The 19,264-nt window shown below is 69.1% G+C and carries 15 protein-coding genes; 10 read left to right on the top strand and 5 right to left on the bottom strand.

Features of this window, described 5'->3' with window-relative positions; translation table 11 throughout:
- Positions 1 to 133 precede the first annotated feature (133 nt).
- Both ACXIZN_RS08310 and ACXIZN_RS08315 read left to right on the top strand, forming a co-directional pair.
- A complete protein-coding gene (locus ACXIZN_RS08310; RefSeq protein WP_457953387.1) occupies positions 134 to 442 on the top strand; it encodes a hypothetical protein in 309 nt (102 codons plus the stop codon).
- The gene (locus tag ACXIZN_RS08315) at positions 439 to 1,305 is read left to right on the top strand and encodes an alpha/beta fold hydrolase (RefSeq protein WP_457953389.1); all 867 of its coding nucleotides are present in this window, start codon (positions 439 to 441) and stop codon (positions 1,303 to 1,305) included. The genes ACXIZN_RS08310 and ACXIZN_RS08315 overlap by 4 nt, the downstream gene beginning before the upstream one ends.
- Here the strand turns inward: ACXIZN_RS08315 and ACXIZN_RS08320 are convergent.
- The gene (locus tag ACXIZN_RS08320; RefSeq protein ID WP_457953391.1) at positions 1,280 to 2,206 is read right to left on the bottom strand and encodes a hypothetical protein; all 927 of its coding nucleotides are present in this window, start codon (positions 2,204 to 2,206) and stop codon (positions 1,280 to 1,282) included. The two genes, ACXIZN_RS08315 and ACXIZN_RS08320, sit on opposite strands and share 26 nt — an antisense overlap.
- A gap of 238 nt (positions 2,207 to 2,444) precedes the next feature.
- On the opposite strand from ACXIZN_RS08320, the gene ACXIZN_RS08325 reads away from it, so the two are divergent.
- Positions 2,445 to 8,441: a DUF7927 domain-containing protein gene (locus tag ACXIZN_RS08325; RefSeq protein ID WP_457953393.1), complete on the top strand. Its 5,997-nt coding sequence runs from the start codon at positions 2,445 to 2,447 to the stop codon at positions 8,439 to 8,441.
- 113 nt (positions 8,442 to 8,554) lie between these two features.
- On the opposite strand, the gene ACXIZN_RS08330 is transcribed toward ACXIZN_RS08325, so the two are convergent.
- Positions 8,555 to 8,968: a RidA family protein gene (locus ACXIZN_RS08330; protein ID WP_457960479.1), complete on the bottom strand. Its 414-nt coding sequence runs from the start codon at positions 8,966 to 8,968 to the stop codon at positions 8,555 to 8,557.
- 105 nt (positions 8,969 to 9,073) lie between these two features.
- Here ACXIZN_RS08330 and ACXIZN_RS08335 point away from each other — a divergent pair, with 105 nt between their 5' ends.
- Positions 9,074 to 9,724: a maleylpyruvate isomerase family mycothiol-dependent enzyme gene (locus ACXIZN_RS08335; RefSeq protein ID WP_457953394.1), complete on the top strand. Its 651-nt coding sequence runs from the start codon at positions 9,074 to 9,076 to the stop codon at positions 9,722 to 9,724.
- On the opposite strand, the gene ACXIZN_RS08340 is transcribed toward ACXIZN_RS08335, so the two are convergent.
- Complete coding sequence (locus tag ACXIZN_RS08340) at positions 9,715 to 10,044, bottom strand: rhodanese-like domain-containing protein (protein ID WP_457953396.1); 330 nt, start codon at positions 10,042 to 10,044, stop codon at positions 9,715 to 9,717. The genes ACXIZN_RS08335 and ACXIZN_RS08340 overlap by 10 nt on opposite strands.
- Before the next feature lie 81 nt (positions 10,045 to 10,125).
- Here ACXIZN_RS08340 and ACXIZN_RS08345 point away from each other — a divergent pair, with 81 nt between their 5' ends.
- The 4 genes from ACXIZN_RS08345 to ACXIZN_RS08360 all read left to right on the top strand — a co-directional run bounded on the left by ACXIZN_RS08345 (position 10,126) and on the right by ACXIZN_RS08360 (position 14,723).
- Positions 10,126 to 10,701, top strand: coding sequence for a TetR/AcrR family transcriptional regulator (locus ACXIZN_RS08345; RefSeq protein WP_457960481.1), 576 nt, complete (start codon positions 10,126 to 10,128; stop codon positions 10,699 to 10,701).
- A 30-nt stretch (positions 10,702 to 10,731) separates the two neighbouring features.
- The gene (locus tag ACXIZN_RS08350; RefSeq protein ID WP_457953398.1) at positions 10,732 to 11,118 is read left to right on the top strand and encodes a hypothetical protein; all 387 of its coding nucleotides are present in this window, start codon (positions 10,732 to 10,734) and stop codon (positions 11,116 to 11,118) included.
- A 55-nt stretch (positions 11,119 to 11,173) separates the two neighbouring features.
- Positions 11,174 to 13,444 (top strand): protein translocase subunit SecD, encoded by a 2,271-nt coding sequence (gene secD, locus ACXIZN_RS08355; RefSeq protein ID WP_457953399.1) that lies wholly within the window; start codon positions 11,174 to 11,176, stop codon positions 13,442 to 13,444.
- Positions 13,445 to 13,535: 91 nt separating this feature from the next.
- Positions 13,536 to 14,723: a cation:proton antiporter gene (locus ACXIZN_RS08360; RefSeq protein WP_457953401.1), complete on the top strand. Its 1,188-nt coding sequence runs from the start codon at positions 13,536 to 13,538 to the stop codon at positions 14,721 to 14,723.
- Between the two features lie 127 nt (positions 14,724 to 14,850).
- On the opposite strand, the gene ACXIZN_RS08365 is transcribed toward ACXIZN_RS08360, so the two are convergent.
- The gene (locus ACXIZN_RS08365) at positions 14,851 to 15,165 is read right to left on the bottom strand and encodes a hypothetical protein (RefSeq protein WP_457953403.1); all 315 of its coding nucleotides are present in this window, start codon (positions 15,163 to 15,165) and stop codon (positions 14,851 to 14,853) included.
- 83 nt (positions 15,166 to 15,248) lie between these two features.
- Positions 15,249 to 16,559: a hypothetical protein gene (locus tag ACXIZN_RS08370; RefSeq protein ID WP_457953405.1), complete on the bottom strand. Its 1,311-nt coding sequence runs from the start codon at positions 16,557 to 16,559 to the stop codon at positions 15,249 to 15,251.
- 161 nt (positions 16,560 to 16,720) lie between these two features.
- On the opposite strand from ACXIZN_RS08370, the gene ACXIZN_RS08375 reads away from it, so the two are divergent.
- Complete coding sequence (locus ACXIZN_RS08375) at positions 16,721 to 17,704, top strand: LysR family transcriptional regulator (protein ID WP_034316722.1); 984 nt, start codon at positions 16,721 to 16,723, stop codon at positions 17,702 to 17,704.
- Positions 17,705 to 17,838: 134 nt separating this feature from the next.
- Positions 17,839 to 19,164, top strand: a complete 1,326-nt coding sequence (locus ACXIZN_RS08380) for an alpha-lytic protease prodomain-containing protein (RefSeq protein WP_457953407.1) — start codon at positions 17,839 to 17,841, stop codon at positions 19,162 to 19,164.
- Positions 19,165 to 19,264 lie beyond the last annotated feature (100 nt).

Here is a 19,264-nt window from a genome sequence, read left to right on the forward strand (position 1 = left end):
AGATCGGTGGCCGTCCGGCGACGATCGCGCGGGACGACATCCTGCGTGCCGGTCGTGAGCTGGGGATGCGCCGGCTCAGTGTCAAGGCGGTCGCGGTCCGGCTGGGGGTGACCGCGACGGTGAGCGGCAGCGGGTGTCCATCGCCCGCGCGTTGCTCAAACCGGCGCCCGTGCTGCTGGTCGACGAGGCCACCAGCGCGCTGGACACCGAGAACGAGGACGCCGTGGTCCGCTCGCTCAGCGCCGACCCCGTGCCGAGGACGCGGGTGATCGTCACCCACCGGATCGCCGGGATCCGGCACGCGGACCGGGTGCTCTTCCTGGAGGACGGGCGGATCGCCGAGGACGGCACCGTCGAAGAACTCCTTGCCAGGAAAGGACGTTTCGCCGAGTTCTGGCGGCGGCAGATCGACGCCACCGGCTGGAGGATCACCGCGAGATGACCCACACTCAAGGTGCCGTGGAGTGGGTCGTCACCCGCGACGGCAGACGGCTCCACGCGATGGTGCACCCCGGGCCGGAGGGTTTCACCGGGCCGGCGGTCGTGTTCGAAGCGGGAGCCGCCGCCGCCCGCTCGTCCTGGGCGGCGGTCCAGCCGGAGGTCGCCCGGCACGCCCGCGCGATCGTGTACGACCGGTCCGGGCTCGGCCGCAGCGCCCCCGACCCCGGCGGACGCACCCTGCGCCGGATGGCCGACGACCTCAACGACGTCCTCGACCATTTCGGCCAGGGGCAGTACGTCCTCGCCGGGCACAGCGCCGGCGGGCCGATCGTGCGGCAGGCCGCGGCCCGCCGCCCGGAGCGGATCGCCGGGCTGGTGCTGGTCGATCCGACCGACGAAGCCGCGGACGTCCTCTTCGGCCGCGTCTTCCGCACCGGTGAACGCGTCGTGCTCCGGCTCGGCGCCGTGCTCGCGCGGCTGGGCCTGCTCAAGTTCCTTTTCCGCGGCCTGCTGAAGGGGATCCCGGACGACGTCCGCCGCGACCTCGAACGGGAGGCGTTCACCGTCGGGACGGTGTCGACCCAGCGGGAACAGGCCCGCACCTTCCTCGACGAACTGGCCCTCTGGCGGCAGGATCCGCCTGTGCTCGGCAACATCCCGGTCACCGTGGTGTCCGGCGGCCTCGGCGGAAGCGGGTTTTCCGCCGCGATGAGGGCTCAGGCGAACGCCTCACACGCCCATCGGGTGGCCCTCTCGCCTGGCGGCAGGCACGTCATCGCGGAGCGTTCCGGCCACTACATCCCGGTGACCGAACCCGGCGTGATCGGCCGCGAAATCCTCAGGTTGACGCGAGCGTCCGCCTGAGCTCTTCGTAGGTCGGGGCGAGCGTCCGGAGGGTCGCGGCGGCGCGTGCGTCGTCCTCGACGACGAGGTCGTACTGCAACGAGCCGATCAGCCTGGCCTGCGTGGTGAGGACGGCGGCGGCCTCGTCGCGGCCGATCCGGCGCAGGCACGCCGCGGCGTCGGCCGTCCGCCGGGCACCGAGGCGGACCACGAAATGGACGAGCAGCCCGCGCAGTTCCGGGTCGCGACCGTCGCCGATCCGCGCGGCGAGCGCGAGCGCCGCGTCGCCGTTGCCGAGCGTGCCGGGCGGGACGCCGGTGTCGTCCTGCCCGCTGAGCCGCCTGATCGCCCTGGGAAGGGACGCCACGATCGCGGACTCGTCCTCGACGACGGTGTGCCGCACGAACTTCGTCCGCATCGTGTGAGGTTTGCCGTACGCGACCGTTTCGGCGCGCCAAGCGGCGGCGAAATCCGCTCGGGGGATCCGCGCGTACGGGTAACCCTGCGGGTCGTGGGCGGTGACGGATTCGTCGTCCGCGGCGAGCGCGACCAGGAAATGGTCGGCGCCGATCGGGCCGGTCATACCCGGCTGGTGCCGCAAATGCCCCATCTCGACCGGACCGAGCAGCACCGGGCCGTCGGCGAGGCTTTCGACGAGCCGGGCGAACGCGACGTCCGGATCCGGCTCGCTCGCCGTCTCCGCGCGCCAGCCGAGGACTTCGAGGGCCTCGCCGATACCGAGATCGGGATCCCAGCCGAAGGCGTCGAAGAACGGCAGCGAACCACCGATCAGCTGCATGCCGAAGGGGCTGCCGGTCACGGTTTCGAGCACGTCGGCTCCCGGCGCCTCGGAGCTGAGCATCATCGCGAGGGAATGGGCGTAGCAATAAGGGCCGGAGCCGCGATAAGGAATATCGATCACGTGTTCGACGATGCCATTTTCCGGGCGAAAACGCCACTACCGGCCTCGTCCGTTGTGGACAGTGAATTCATCACCCGTCCGGGGGTTTCGCGGCCACTCAACGGGTTTTATCCAGGCGACACCGGTGGTCCCGGTTGCCCTCGACGATCAAGCCGCTCCAGGATGACCACGACTTGGGCTCGCTGTCCCCGCTGTCCTGACCTGGGCCGACGGGAGCGAGAGGTGAGGCGGAGGCGGCATGGCGGAACGTCGGGGGCGGAATCGGTGGCGCCGGGGCATCGCGGTGCTCACGGTGGCGCTCGTGGTTTTGCTGATGGGTGCACCGCTGCCCGCGAACGCCCAGATCCAGCCGCGCGGAGCGGGTACCGAACGGCCGATCGGGCCGGAACCGGTGTACTCCGGGCTGGCGCACGGCGGTATCACGATGGCTGCCAACTCCGTCGTGCAGTGCGGCGTCGGCGTGGTCTGCAACGAGTCCGCGAGCAACGCGAGCCCGGTGTCGTGGATCAAGACCGACCCGGCCGCGCCCGGAAACACGGCGTCCGCGGCGAGCTTGAACGTCCCGGCCGGCGCGAAGGTACTCAACGCCCGCCTGTACTGGCAGTTCAACCCGGTCGCCAGCAGCGGGACCTCCGGCGACGGCAACCGCGGCAACCAGGTCTCCGTGAAGGCCCCGGGTTCCGGGACCTACCAGCGGATCACCGCCGAAACCTACGACTGGTTCCCCGCGACCACCACGGGCGGGTTCCCGACCCTGTACGCCTACGGTGGCGCCGCCGACGTCACGTCTCTCGTGGAGAGCGCCGGCGCCGGGCAGTACACGGTGGCCGACATCCAGGCCTGCCAGGGCCAGTCGATCAGCGGGACGAACCTCGGCTGCTGGGGCGGCTGGTCGCTGGTGGTCGCCTACGAACTGCCCAGCGAGCCGCTGCGCTACCTGCAGGTGTGGGACGGTCTGCAGCGGGTGGCCGGCGGTACCACGCCGAGCTCGGCGACCATCGCGCTGAGCGGGATCAAGGCGCCGACCTCGCGTCAGCCCAACGTCGAACTCGGCATCGTCGCGGGTGACGGTGACGCGCCCATCACCGGCGACTACCTCCAGGTCGGCCCGGACGCGTCCAGTCTCCAGACCATCGCCATGCCCGCGCCGGGCGGCGTGGCGACCAACAACGCGTTCAGCAGCCGCATCGACCGCGTCACGGCCACCGGTTCGGGCACCAATGTCACTTCGCGCGTGCCCAACCCGGTGAACAACGTCGGCTACGACTCCCGCAGCATCGACATCACCGGCAAGGTCCCCGCCGGGACCACCGCGCTCCAGGTGAAGATCGGCACCGTCGGCGACGCGCTGTACCCGCAGACGATCTGGCTCGTCACCGACGCGCTCGAACCCGACCTCCAGATCACCAAGGCCAACGACCCGGTCGGCAACACCGACGACAACCCGCCGGGCTACGTCACCAAGGGCGGCGAGGTCACCTACAGCTTCGACGTCGCCAACCGGCACGCCGACGGCAGTGTCACCGACCTCGACACCGCGACGAACGTGGTGCTCACCGACACCCTGCCCGACGGCGTCACGTTCGTGGCCGGGTCCAATCCGAACTGTTCGGCCGTCGGTCAGCTGGTCACCTGCAACCTGCGGAACCTGAGGCCGGAGCAATCGCAGAAGGTCGACTTCAAGGTCAAGGTCGGTGCGTCGGTGCCGGACGGCACCAAACTCGACAACACCGCCAAGCTGACCTTCCGCGGCGAGGACACCGGACGGCCGCAGGAACGCACGTCGAACACGGTGCGGAACACGGTCACCTCGCCCGGATACCAGCTGACGAAGACGGTCGACCTCGCCGAGGCGATCCCGGGCGACACCCTGACCTACCAGGTGACCCTGCGGAACACCGGGGTGATCCCGGTGCCCGCGCTGACGGTGCGCGACACCTTGCCGCCGGGGACGACCTACGTGTCCTCCACGCCGTCGAAAGGCACCGCGTCCGGTACCGGGCCGATCGACTGGGCCGTGAACGGTCTCGCCGTCGGGGAGACGGCCACGTTGACGGTGCGTGTGAAGGTCGAAGAGGCCGCCATCGGCAAGGAGCTGGTGAACCGCGCGAACGTCCCGATCGGGCCGCCGCCGGTCGTCCCACCGGATAACCGCTGCCCGGACGATCCCGCCGCCGCCTGCGCGAAGACGAAGGTGCCGCCGCCGTCGTACACGGTGACGAAGACCGCGGACAAGGAATCCGCCGACCCTGGTGACGTCGTCCGCTACAAGGTCACCGTCGCCAACACCGGAAAGGTGACCGCGGCGGACCTCAAGGTCGTCGACGATCTGACCGGCGTGCTGGACGACGCGGTCTACCAGAACGACGCCACCGCCTCGCCCGGTTCGGTGACCTACGCGGAGCCGAAGCTGACCTGGACGGGAACGCTCGCGGCGGGGGCCGGCGCGGAGTTCACCTACACGGTCAAGGTCAAGAGCCCGAACACGGGTGACAACCGGCTGAAGAACGTGGTGACGACGGAGACTCCAGGTGGGAATTGCCCGCCGGGGTCGACGGATCCGAAGTGTGGCACGACGACGCCGGTTTCCGGTTTGCTGATCGAGAAGTCGGTGGACAAGCAGTCGGCGAACCCCGGCGACGTCGTGAAGTACACGGTGACCGTGCGGAACACGGGGCAGACGAAGCTGACCGATGCGACGTTCACCGATGACCTGACCCAGGTTCTCGACGATGCCACCTACCAAAACGATGGTGCGGCGACGATCGGCGGTGTCACCTATGCGGCGCCGAAGCTGACCTGGACTGGAGACCTCGAAGTCGGTGCCACGTCGACGGTGACCTACACGGTGAAGGTCAAGAACCCCAACCCCGGCGACAAGAAGCTGTCCAATGTGGTCACTTCGGAGACGCCAGGCGGTAACTGCCCACCGGGTTCGACGGATCCGAAGTGCGGGACCACGACGCCGGTTTCCGGTTTGCTGATCGAGAAGTCGGTCGACAAGCAGTCCGCGAACCCGGGTGACGTCGTGAAGTACACGGTGACCGTGCGGAATACGGGGCAGACGAAGCTGACCGATGCGACGTTCACCGACGACCTGACCCAGGTTCTCGACGACGCTGATTACCAGAATGACGGTGCGGCGACGATCGGTGAGGTGTCGTACGCGGCGCCGAAGCTGACGTGGACCGGTGACCTGGAAGTCGATGCCACCTCTACGGTCACGTACACCGTGAAGGTCAAGAACCCGAACACGGGCGACAACGTGCTGAAGAACGTGGTCTCGTCGGAGACTCCGGGTGGGAATTGCCCGCCGGGGTCGACGGATCCGAAGTGTGGCACGACGACGCCGATTTCCGGTTTGCTGATCGAGAAGACCGTGGACAAGCAGTCGGCGAACCCCGGGGAGGTCGTGAAGTACACGGTCACGGTGAAGAACACCGGGCAGACGAAGCTGACCGGTGCGACGTATACCGACGATCTCACGCAGGTTCTCGATGACGCGGACTATCAGAACGACGGTGCCGCGACGATCGGTGAGGTGTCGTACGCGGCACCGAAGCTGACCTGGACCGGCGATCTCGAAATCGGTGCCACGTCGGTGGTGACCTACACGGTGAAGGTCAAGAATCCGGCCCCCGGCGACAAGAAACTCATCAACACCGTCACGTCGGAGACTCCGGGTGGGAATTGCCCGCCGGGCTCCACGGATCCGAAGTGCGGCACGACGACGCCGGTTTCCGGGCTGCTGATCGAGAAGACGGTCGACAAGCAGTCGGCGAACCCCGGCGACGTCGTGAAGTACACGGTGACCGTGCGGAACACGGGCCAGACGAAGATCTCCGGTGCGACGTTCACCGACGATCTCACGCAGGTTCTCGATGACGCGGACTATCAGAACGATGGTGCCGCGACGATCGGCGGTGTCACGTACGCGGTACCGAAGCTGACCTGGACCGGTGATCTGGAAGTCGATGCCACGTCGACGGTCACGTACTCGGTGAAGGTCAAGAACCCGAACACCGGTGACAACCGGCTCAAGAACGTGGTGTCGTCGGAAACCCCGGGCGGGAACTGCCCGCCGGGGTCGACGGATCCGGACTGCGGCACGGAAACCCCGGTTTCCGGCCTGGAGCTCAAGAAGACGGTCGACAAGCAGTCGGCGAACCCCGGTGACGTCGTGAAGTACACGGTCACGGTCAAGAACACCGGTCAGACGAAGCTGACCGGCGCCACCTTCACCGACGACCTGACCCAGGTGCTCGACGACGCCGTCTACCGGAACGACGGCGCGGCGACGATCGGTGAGGTGTCGTACGCGGTACCGAAGCTGACGTGGACCGGCGATCTCGAAATCGGCGCCACCTCCACGGTGACCTACTCGGTCCAGGTGAAGAAGCCGGGCGACGGCGACAAGAAACTGTCCAATGTGGTCACTTCGGAGACCCCGGGCGGGAACTGCCCGCCGGGCTCGACCGATCCGGACTGCGGCACGACCACCCCGGTCTCCGGGCTGCTCATCAAGAAGACCGCCGACAAGAAGTCGGTCGACCCCGGCGACACGGTGAAGTACACGATCACCGTCACCAACACCGGGCAGACGAAGCAGGACAACGCCACCTTCACCGACGACATGACCGAAGTCCTGGACGACGCCGACTACCAGAACGACGGCGCGGCGACGATCGGCGGCGTCACGTACGCGGCGCCGAAGCTGACGTGGACCGGCACGCTGGAGATCGGGCAGACCTCGACCGTGACCTACACGGTCAAGATCAAGAACCCGAACCCCGGTGACAAGAAACTGTCCAATGTGGTCACTTCGGACACCCCGGGCAACAACTGCCCGCCGGATTCGACCGACCCGAACTGCGTCGCGGACGTGCCGTCCCGCGAACTGACGGTCAAGAAGACGTCGGACAAGCAGACCGCGAACCCCGGTGACGTCGTCACCTACACCGTCACGGTCACCAACACCGGCAAGGTCGATCTGGTCGGCGAGGACGCCGCACGGGTCACGGACGACCTGTCCGAGGTGCTCGACGACGCCGACTACGCCGACGACGCCGTGGCGGCCCCGGTCGCCGGGACGTTCGCCTTCACCGCGCCGAACCTGGTGTGGGCGGGCGATCTCCCGGTGGGTGCTTCGACCACGCTGAAGTATTCGGTGAAGGTGAAGAACCCCGTGACGGGCGATCACGAACTGCGGAACACCGTCAGCACCAACACCCCGGGCACCTGCCCGCCGCAGTCCGACGACCCGGCGTGCTCGACCGTCACCCCGGTGCCCGGCATCTCGCTGGAGAAGAAGGCGGACAAGGCCACGGCGAACCCGGGCGACGTCGTGAAGTACACGGTGACCGTGCGCAACACCGGCAAGACGAAGCTGACCGGTGCGACGTTCACCGACGACCTCACCGAGGTGCTCGACGACGCGGTGTTCCAGAAGGATGGCGCGGCGACGATCGGTTCGGTGACCTACGAGGAACCGAAGCTGACCTGGACCGGCGACCTGGAGATCGGGCAGACGGCGACCGTCACGTACAGCGTCAAGGTGACCAAGACCGGCGGCGACGGCAAGCTGGCCAACGTCATCACCTCGGACACTCCGGGCGGCAACTGCCCGCCGGGCAGCAAGGACCCGAAGTGCGGGACGACGACGCCGCTGTCCAGCCTGAAGATCAAGAAGACCGTCGACAAGGCGGAGGCGAAACCGGGCGAGGTCGTGACGTACACCGTCACGGTGGAGAACACCGGGCAGGCCACAGTGGACGACGCGACGTTCACCGATGACCTCACCCAGGTGCTCGACGACGCCACCTTCGACGGCACGGCGAAGGCCAGTACGGGAGTGGTCACCTATTCCGCGCCGAAGCTCACGTGGAAGGGCGAGCTCAAGCCGGGGGAGAAGGCCACCGTGACCTACGCCGTCACCGTGCGGAAGCCGGCGACCGGTGACCACCGCCTCCGCAACGTCGTCACGTCGGACACTCCCGGCGGCAACTGCCCGCCGGGTTCGGGCAATCCGGACTGCGGGACCGACACCCGGGTGCCGCCCGAGCCTCCGGCGCCGCAGCCGCCGGAGAAGCCGACCCCGCAGCCGCCGACGACCCCGCGTCCGCCCGGGCTGGCCGTGACCGGCTCACCGGTGAAGACGATGACGGTGCTGGCGCTGGGCATGCTGGCCATCGGCGCGTTGCTGCTCCTAGCCGGACGGAGGCGCCGGGAGTCCTAGGGGCGCGGGCGCGGCGTGCGCAAAGGCGTAACTCGCGTGATCAGGCGCGTAACTCGCGTGATTGGAGGCAGCACTCGGTGTTACGCCTTCCAGCACGCGAGTTACGCCTTTGATCACGCGGTCTTCGGTACCGCGATCAGCGCTTCGACCTCGACGACCAGTTCGGGCTTCGCCAGCGCCGCCACCACGATGAGGGACTGGGCGGGCCAGTCCGCGGCCGGGTACCAGCGGGTGAAGGTCTCGCGCATCGCGGCGCGGAACCCGGCGAGGTGCTCGGTGCCGGAAAGCATGCTGAACACCTTGACCAGATGTTCCGGTCCGGCGCCCGCCGCTTCGAGGAGCCGCTCGAGGTTGGCGAGCAACGCCCGGGTCTGGGATTCGGCGTCGGGGCCGGCGAGCTCGCCGTCGGGTCCGACGCCGATCTGACCGGACACGACGACCAGTTCGTGATCGGCGGGAACGCGGACCAGATGGCTGTACGGGCCGATCGGCGCCGCCACGGTCTCCGGATTCCAGCGCTGGATCATCGGTCCCCTTCTCTCGTCCACTGAGGAAATCGTCTCCAAGGTACCGATGATTCCGGGTCGCGCCGTGAGTCTCACCTTCGACGACGACTACTGGAAGGACTCCGGATGCCGGATTCAGGAACGAAGACCGAGGTCTGGCCGCTGATCCACGCCGAGCGGGCGGCACTGGCGGACGACCTGGCGGAGCTCACCGAGGAGCGGTGGAGGACGCCGTCACTCTGCGAGGGGCTGACGGTACGCGAAGTGCTCGCGCATCTGACCTCGGCCGCGAGTCTCACCCCGCTGCGGTGGATGGCGGGCGTGATCCGCTGCCGGTGGGATTTCGACAAGCAGGTCGCCATGCGGCTGGCGGAGCAGCTGGGGGACGACGGCGCCGAGACGCTGGAGCGGTTCCGCGGCGTCGTCACCAGCACGACGAAACCGCCCTTGCCGAAGATGGCGATGCTCGGCGAGACGATCGTGCACGGCGAGGACATCCGCCGTCCGCTCGGGATCCGCCGCGATCACCCGATCGACGTCCTCACCGCGCTGGCCGGGTACTACCGGGGCTCGGACATGGTGGTGGTGGCGAAGGGACGCATCGGCGGGCTCCGGCTGCGAGCCACCGATGGTCCCTTCGACACCGGGGCCGGGCCGCTCGTCTCGGGCACGACCTTGGCGCTGATCATGGCCATGACCGGACGGGCGGCGTACCTCGACGAACTCGACGGCGACGGGGTCCCGGCCCTGCGGGAACGCGTCCTTTCTCAGGGCTGAGACTCAAGGGGCAGTCCCGCGCCCGCCCAGTCCTCGATGCCCTCCCGGTACTTGCGGACGTCGGTGTAGCCGAGGGCGGTGAGCCGGTCGGCGACCTGGCCGCTGTTCGGGCAGGCGGGGTTCGAGCAGTAGGTGACGATGGCGGCGCCACGATCGGGCAGCACGGTCGCGGCGTGCGCGTCGACATCGGCGAGAACCAGGGGAACGGCGCCGGGCAGATGCTGCTTGGCGTAGTACTCGCCACCCAGTGCGTCGACCACCGTCACGGTCTTGGCGTCGATCGCGGCCTTCAGTTCGTCACGGGTGATGAGTGCGGTCATTTCGCTACCTCCAGTTAATCGGACTATAGTCCGGATGTGCCTCACCACCATAACGGACCGCAGTCCGCTTCTGCGACCTCGCTGGAACTCCTGCGTACGCCGCCGCCCAAGGAGCGCGCCGACGCCGCCCGCAATCGGGCCGCGATCCTGGACGCGGCGGCGGCGCTGTTCGCCGAGCACGGCGTCGAAGCGGTGTCGATGGATCACGTGGCGGCGGCCGCCGGCGTGGGCAAGGGCACGCTCTTCCGCCGCTTCGGGGACAAGGCGGGGCTGGCCGTCGCCCTGCTGGACGCGCGGGAACGCCTGCTCCAGGAAGGGATCCTGCACGGCCCGCCCCCGCTGGGACCCGGCGCTCCGCCGGTCGAACGGCTCGTCGCCTTCGCCGACGCGTACGTCGATTACGTGCTCCAACACCTTCCGCTGGTGCGGATGTCGGAGACCGCCGCACCAGGGGCGCGCTACCGCATCGGCGCCTACCGGTTCTGGCACCGGCACGTCGCGCTCCTGCTCGACGGGACGCCCGACCCCGAGCACGCCGCGCACGCCTTGCTGGCCCCGCTCGCGGCCGAGCATCTGACGGCGCTGCTGCCGGAACTGGGGGAGGACCGCGTCCGCGCCGGGATCACGCGCCTGTGGCGGCTGGCCGGATCCCAGTAGGGTGTCGGCGAGGACGCGGGGAGTGTGTCGATGATGGTGGAGAGCCGGAGGACGGCCGGGCAGGCCGTGCCGGTGCTGCTCGCCGCCGTGCTGACCGCGCTCGGCCTGCTCTTCGCGCTCCACTCGGGCGGTTCCGCTTCGGCGGACGAACCGCGCGGGGCGAACGCGACGATCGACTCTTCGGTCTCCAAGGCCGTCGCGCCGGTGCGCGCCGCGGGCAGGCTCGCCGCCGAACCCGCCCTCCTGGGTGTGCACGGTCACGGTGACCTTCCTCTCTTCGGCACCGTCCCGCACGGTCCGGCGTCCACGACGCTGCTCCGCCTCAGCGAACTCCACGAAGACGTCACCCCTCCCTCGCGCACGGCGAACCGCCTCGCGCTGGGGGATCGCGCTCCTCCTTTCCCGGCAGCCGTCTGAAGCTGACGGGCGCGTGTTCGCGTGCCCGGACCGGGAAACCACCAAGGAGAACTCCGTGCCGCGCGAAACCGCGCGGCGAGGCATGACCGGGCGAGCCGTCGTCTCGCTGGTCGTCCTCGCCGCGACCGTGTACCTGTTGCTGACCACCGCCCCGAGACTGGGGCTCGATCTGCGTGGTGGCACGCAGATCGTGCTGGAGACCAAGGATTCGCCCACCGTCACCGCCGACGCCGAGACCACCGACCGGACGCTCGAAGTGCTGCGACGGCGGGTCGACGCGCTGGGCGTCGCCGAGCCGATGCTGGCCCGCTCCGGCGACAACCGGATCATCGTCGAACTGCCCGGCGTGCGGGATCCGCGCGAGGCCGTCGAAGTGATCGGCCGCACCGCGCAGTTGTCCTTTCATCCCGTGCTCGCCACCGCTTCAGGCGACTCCCGCGTCCTCAACGACGAGAGCGGGCAGCCGATCACCCTGGGACCCGCCGCGCTGACCGGCGAAGGCGTCGACGAGGCACTCTCGTCGGTCGATTCCCAAGGCGGCGGCTGGCTGGTCTCCGTCGACTTCAAAGGGGACGCCGGCCGTGCCTGGGAGCGGCTGACCGGGCAGGCCGCCTGCTCACCGCCGGGTGATCCCACCCGCCGGGTGGCGATCGCGCTCGACGACAAGGTGATCTCGTCGCCGCAGGTGAGCCCCCAGGTCGCCTGCGGGGTCGGGATCGTCGGCGGGAGCACGCAGATCACCGGGCGGTTCTCGCCTGCCGAAGCCAAGGATCTGGCGCTGCTGATCAACGCGGGCGCGCTGCCGACGCCGGTCGAGATCATCGAGCAGCGCACCGTCGGGCCCACGCTCGGCGCCGCCGCCATCGACGCCAGCGCCCGCGCCGCCGTGATCGGCCTGGCACTGACCGCGCTGTTCCTGCTCGCGGTGTATCGCCTGGCCGGGTTGATCGCCGTCGGCGCGCTGGTGGCGTACGCCGCCGTGTCCTACGCCGCGTTGCTCGCCGTCGGCGCGACGCTGACCTTGCCGGGGCTCGCCGGGTTCGTCCTGGCGATCGGCATGGCCGTCGACGCGACCGTGCTCGTCTTCGAACGGGCGAGAGAGGAACACTCCGTCAAACGGGGAGGTTCGCTGCCGCGGTCGGTGGGCCGCGGGTTCAGCGGGGCGTTGTCGGCGATCGTCGATTCGAACGTGACCACTCTGCTCGCGGCGGGCCTGCTGTTCTGGCTGGCGTCCGGCCCGGTGCGCGGATTCGGGGTGACGCTGTCCATCGGCGTCGTCGTGGCGTTGTTCATCTCGCTCGTGCTCACGCGTCTGCTGCTGCACCTCACGATGCGGGGTCCGGTCGCGCGCAGACCGCGATGGTCCGGGCTCACCCACGAAGGCCGCGTCCGGCGATGGGTGAACCGCCGCGACCCCGGGTTCCTCGGGAAACCGAAACGCTGGCTGATGGTGGCCGGCGCGATCGTCATCGCCGCGATCGCGGGACTGTTCGTGGCCGGGCCGAATCTCGGCGTCGAATTCACCGGTGGCCGGGTCGTCGAATACAGCACCTCGGCGCCCGCCGACGTCGAGCGGGTCCGGGACGCGGTCTCCGACGCCGGATTCCCCCGCGCCGTCGTGCAGACGTCCGGGGAGAAGGACATCTCCGTCCGCACCGAACCGATCGACGAGGACGCCACCGAACGGATCCGGACCGCCGTCGCCGGGGTCGCGGGCGACGCCACCGAGATCCGCGACGAGCAGATCGGCCCGAGCCTCGGCGCCGAACTGCGCACCAAGGCCGTGATCGCGCTCGGCCTCGCGGTGCTGGCGCAGCTGATCTACCTGGCGGTGCGGTTCGACTGGCGGCTCGGCGTGGCCACGGTGGCCGCGCTCGCGCAGGACGTCCTGATCATCCTCGGGATCTTCGCCTGGCTGGGCAAATCCATGGACGGTGTCTTCCTCGCCGCGCTGCTGACGGTGATCGGCTATTCGGTCAACGATTCGGTGGTGGTCTTCGACCGGGTGCGGGAGGTACGGGGGCAACGCCGCAAGGAGCCGTTCTCGCGGGTCGTCGGCACGGCGGTGCTGCAGACGCTGCCGCGGACGATCAACACCGGGATCGGGGTGCTGTTCGTCCTCGGGGCGCTGCTGTTCCTCGGGGACGGATCGCTGGCCGACTTCGCCCTCGCGCTCCTGCTCGGTCTCGTCGCGGGCACAGTGTCCACAGTGGCCACTGCCGGTCCCGTCGCGATCCTGCTCGACAAGCGGTGGCCCGGGGCCGGACGTCCGGCCAGGAAGGCGTCGCCCGCGCGACAGCGTGACGACAACGGCGCGGTGGTGTGATCGACGTTCCTTTGTGGACCTTCGCACCCGGCCCGGCCTCTAGACTCGTTCCCGGTGGCGGGGGAGTCCACCGGGAACGAGGGGCGGGAAGATGATCCAGAGCGTGCTCGTCGGCGCGGTCGTCGTGCTGGCCTGGACGATGACGGCGGCCAGGCTGGAGCGGTGGCAGATCACCGCGCCGATGGCGATGGTCGCGGCCGGGCTGGCGATCGGGTTCACCACCCGCAACGATCTCGGCAACGGGCTCAACACCGAGATCGCGCTCAACGCGGCGGAACTGATCCTCGCGCTGCTGCTGTTCGTGGACGCCACCGCGGTCAAGGGCGGCTATCTCGGGCACGACGCCAAGGCCGCGGTGCGGCTGCTGCTGATCGCGCTGCCGCTGACGATCCTGATCGTCATGGGCGTCGGCCTGCTGGCGCTGCCGGGTCTCGGCTGGGCGGCGGTCCTGCTGATCGCCTGCATCATCGCCCCGACGGATTTCGCGCCGGCGACTTCAGTGGTGCACGACGTCCGGGTGCCCGAACGCGTGCGGCACCTGCTGAACGTGGAGAGCGGCTACAACGACGGCGTCGTCGCCCCGGTGTTCATCTTCGCGCTCACGCTCGCGGGGAGTCACCACCAGGCGAACACGCCGGGCGAAGCGCTGCAAACCGCGATCCCGGCGGCGTTGCTGGCCGTGCTGGCGGGCTCCGTCATCGGCGCGCTGGCCGCGGTGGCGATGAACGTGACGGCCAGGCACGGCTGGTCGACCCGGCACTCCGCGCGAGTCGCGGCCGTCGCCCTGCCGCTGCTGACCTACACCGCGGCCGTCGCGATCGGCGGCAACGGCTTCGTCGCCGCGTTCATCTGCGGGATCGCCTACAAGACCGCCCGGCATCCGAGCGAAGACGAACTCGGGCTCGCCGAAGACGTCAGTTCGCTGTGCGGGCTGCTGATGTGGTTCGTGTTCGGCAGTACCGCGGTGCTGGTGCTGTCCTTCGGCCTCACGTGGGGCATCGTGCTCGTCAGCGTCGTCGCGCTGACCGTCGCGCGGCTGATCCCGGTGCTGCTCACCTTGCTGCGGACGGACTTCCGGTGGAAGGACCGGATGACCATCGGCCTGCTGGCCCCCCGCGGCGCGGCGTCGATCGTGTTCGGCCTGCTCGCCTTCAACTCGCTGGAAGGGGACGCGGCGGACGTCGCCTTGAGCGTGATGGCGGTGACCGTGCTGCTGAGCGTCGCCGCGCACGGTGTCGGGGCCTCGGCGTTCCTGAACCGCAAGTCGAAGAGGACGTGACGCGGTCCGGTCAACGGCGCCTTCACGTACGGCAAAGATGTCGCGAAAGCCACTTTCGGGACACCAGACGTCCCGAAAGTGGCTTTCGCGACACGCGTTGACCTCTGGCGTGGCCGCGTGACCACGGTCAGCCGCTCATCGCCTTCCTGATCGCCGCCTCGAGCTCCTTCACGTGCTTGGAATTCATGCCGCCGTAAGTGAAGGTGTTCATGTCGACCTTGTCGGCGTACAGCGGAACGTCCTCGACGACGGCCTTGGAGGCGCCTTTCACGTCGAAGACGAGTCTTCCCGGCTTGAACGCCGTCGGCGGGATGTTCGTGATACCGCTGATCTTCTCGACGGTGAACGTGTGCTTCCTGTTGTTGAGCCCTTTGACCGCGGCTTTGATGGTGACCGTCCGGCCGCTGAAGCTGATGGAACGGCGTCTGGCGTGGATGTACACGAACCCTCCCCTGGGCGCGGAAGAAGGCACTCTACGAGAGTGGAATCGGCCGGGGCGGGCGCCGTTCCCGAACCGTTACCGGCTCAGTTGCCCGCGGTCTCCACGTCTTCCACGGTCAAGTCGTGCGGTGCGGCGCTGTTCCACAACGCCTCCGCCTCGCCGGCGAAGGTCCGGTACGCCGCGCCGTCCGCGGGCTGCAGCACGAACTTCGGCTCACCCGCGGCCTGGTAGGTGTAGTACTCGGCGAACAGTGCCGAACCGGTGACGACGACCCCGGTGGCGATGGGATGCGCGACGAGCCGGACCGCGAGGTCGCCGCCGGTCGAGCGTTTCAGTTCGGCCAGCACCCGCAGCGTGTGGAGGACACGCTCCCGCGCGCTTTCCGGGGACCGCACGGCGTAGTAGCGCGAGGCGGCCGTGTCGATCGCGGGAGAATGCGGGTCGATCAGCACGAACCGCATCCTGGTGCCGGCGCGCAACCGCTCTTCCAGCCTGCCGTAACTGTTGTTCACCAGGGTGTTGCGGGCCATCCCGGTGACCAGGAGTTCGTCCGTGCCGTCGATCGCCTCGGCGAGCGCGGGGCCGAAGTCCTCGCTGAACACCGGACGGCGCGCCCGCCCGATCCGGTCCGCGGGGGACAGCGGCCAGGGCGTGCCGTCCTCCCACAGCCGTTCCGCCTCGTCGGCGAAAAGCCGGTACCAGGGCGCGTCCTTCGGTTCCACCGTGAACACCGGCGCGGCTTCACCCGCAGGCCGGTATTCGTAGTGCTGGACGCAGATCAGCCCGCGTTTGCCCGTGACGTCGAGACAGTTGAAGCCCGCGGACGAGATCCGCGACGACACCCGGATCTCCAGCCTGCCGCTCGTCCTGCTCTTCAAAGAGGTCAACTCGTCCAGCGTCGCCAGGATCCGCTGCCGGAGCCGGCCCTGTCCGAGGCTCTGGGAGATCCGGCGATCGGCGATGGCGACTAGCTCTTCGTCGGTCGGATCCAGCACCAGCACCCGGATCCGTCCGCCCGATTCGAGGATCGACCGGATGTCACCGCGCATACCCTGCACGGTCCTGGTCATCGAATGGCCGATGAGCAGGATGTCGAACGCCGCCGCGCGCCGGGAGATGAGATCCGCGGGGAATTCCGGTTCGAAGAACGACGCCGGGCCGCCCCGGCTGGCGTCCCGTACCTGCTCGGTCAGCCGCCGCGAGCGGATCTGGGAGAAGGCGAGCAGGGCCAGCAGCGCCGTCACCACGGACGAAAGCGTTTTGACGTCCGAGATCCCGGTCGCGCCGAGGACGGTGAACGCCAGTGCGACGGTGCCCAGTACGTACAGATCCAGGTTGTCGTCGGTGATCACGCGCGCCAGCGCCCGCCTGATCCGTCCACGCTCGCCCGCCACTGAACTCCCCTCGCCGCCGGTTCCGTGGTGACAGTATCGGCCGGAGCACTGGCGCGTCCGGGATTCCTGACATCGATGGCATCGCCGAACCAAGCGATACGAAGCCATTTGGCTCAATCGTTTGTCTGGTCCAGTCCAGTTATGTCTACTAACGTAGAGGGATGGAGCTGGAACTGCGCCACCTGCGCATCATGTGCGCGATCGCCGAACTCGGGAGTATCACCAAGGCGGCGAACACGCTCGGAATGGCGCAGCCTGCACTGACAGCACAACTGAAGCGCATCGAACGGACCCTCGGCGGGAAACTGTTCCTGCGCGACCACACGGGCACCCGGCCGACCGCGCTCGGCCTCCTCGTCCTCGACAGGGCGAAGATGGTGCTTCCCGCCGTGTCGTCGCTGCACGACGAGGCGGCACGGCTCGCCCAGCACGCCGGTACCGGCGAGCCGGTGACCTTGCGGCTCGGTTCGGCGACGGGGCCGATGCTCGGGGCGCTCCTGCAGCGTCTCGGCACCACCCATCCCGACATCCATGTCGCAACGCATACGTCGTGGTCGGCCAACAAACTCGCGGACATGACCGCCGAGGGCGCGCTGGACTTCGCCTTCGTCGGCGTCTGCGGTGACGCCGCGCCGCCACCGGAGCCCGGCCTCCGCTGGCGGACGCTCGCGCATCATCCGGTGTTCGTGCTGATGTCGGCCCGGGACGAGCGCGCGCAGCGGCCCGAGGTCGAACTCGGCGCGCTCGCGAACGAACGGTGGTGCGCGACGCCGGGTGACGGCTGTTTCGGCGACTGTTTCGCCTCCGCCTGCGCGAGATCGGGGTTCACACCGCGTTCGTTGTACGAAACCGACGTGCTGACCTGCATCGAGATGGTCGAATCGGGACACGCGGTTGTGCTGTGCCAGCCGTTGTTCCACGAGATCCCCGGTATCGTCGCGGTCCCGATCGCGGGGAATCCGCTGAGCTGGCGGAACCTCGTCGGCTGGTCGGAGCGGGGGGAGATGGGCCCCTTCGCCGCGGAGATGATCGCCCTGTCCCGCGCGGTGTACGGCGAGCTGATCGACCGACGGCCGACCTACTCGAAGTACCTGGAGTTGAACCCGGGATACGGCGTGGACTACACGGACGCCGGGATGCGCTGACCTGCGCGGAAGCGGTCGAAAGGTCCAGTCCACTGGGGTGGATATGACCTAAATGGTATGTACCATTCATAGCGGGCGCCTCGTACGGTCTGGAACGAGATCTTCTTCCGGAACGCGGTGAGGAAACGCCTGAAATGAACCGAAAGATCGTAGCGGCCGCCGCGGCGGCCCTGACCGGCGCGGGCCTGGTCACGGCCATCGCGCTGACGCCGAGCGCCAGCGCGGGCCAGCACGTGTCGGCCGCCGACCAGGTCCAGTCGGAGATCGTCGCCGCACTGGCGCGTGACCTGAAGATCAGCCCGGATCAGGCAAGGACCCGCCTCGCCGTCGAGCAGAAGGCCGCTCGCGCCGACAGCGACCTCAAGTCGCGGCTCGGCTCGTCCTACGCAGGCTCCTGGCTCGACGCGGCCGGGAGCACGTTGACCGTCGCGGTCACCGACGCGGCGCTGGAGGGTGTCGTCCGTGCGGCCGGCGCGACCCCGAAGACGGTCACGCGGAGCGCCGCGCAACTCGAAGCCGCGAAGTTGTCGTTGGACACCAAGGGAACCAGCGCGCCGAAGACCGTGCCCGGCTGGTACGTCGACGCCACCACGAACTCCGTCGTGGTGCTGGCCAACGCCGGTGGCGAGGCGGCCGCGAAGTCGTGGGCGACCGCGGCCGGCGTGGGCGCCGACGCGGTGCGGGTCGAGACCAGCGCCGAAAGCCCGGTTCCGCTGATCGACGTCATCGGCGGCAACGCCTACACCTTCGGTTCGGGCCGGTGCTCGATCGGCTTCTCGGTCGAGGGCGGTTTCGTGACCGCGGGACACTGCGGCACCACGGGGACGCGGACGTCGAACCCGAGCGGGAGCGTCGCGGGCTCCAGCTTCCCCGGCAACGACTACGGGTGGGTCCGCGTGGACGCGGGCAACACCCCGCGTCCGCTGGTGAACCGCTACCCGGGCACCGTGCCGGTGGCGGGTTCGCAGGAGGCCGCGATCGGCGCGTCGGTCTGCCGTTCCGGTTCCACGACGGGCTGGCACTGCGGCACCATCCAGCAGAAGAACGCCTCGGTGAACTACCCGCAGGGCACCGTTTCCGGTCTCACCCGGACCAACGCCTGCGCCGAACCGGGCGACTCCGGCGGTTCGTGGCTCGCGGGCGACCAGGCGCAGGGTGTCACCTCCGGTGGCTCCGGCAACTGCAGCTCGGGCGGCACGTTCTACTTCCAGCCGATCTCGGAGATCCTGAGCGTCTACAACCTGCGCCTGGTGACCTCGGGTTCGAACCCGCCCTCCAGCACGACGCCGACCACCACGACGTCGAACAACCCGCCCGGCGGAACCTGGGCGGCAGGCACCACCTACGCCGTCGGCGCGACGGTCACCTACGACGGTGCCACTTACCGGGCCCTGCAGGGCCACACAGCACAGGCAGGTTGGGAGCCGCCGAACGTCCCAGCGCTCTGGGCGCGCGCCTGACCGCCTAGCCGTCCGGGCCACACGCAGGGGTGCGCCCGGACCCGACCGCCCCCCCCCGCGGCCCGGCGCCCGGGGCGGGGCCCCGAAAAGGCCTAACAAC

It is taken from the genome of Amycolatopsis sp. TRM77291 (assembly GCF_054166285.1).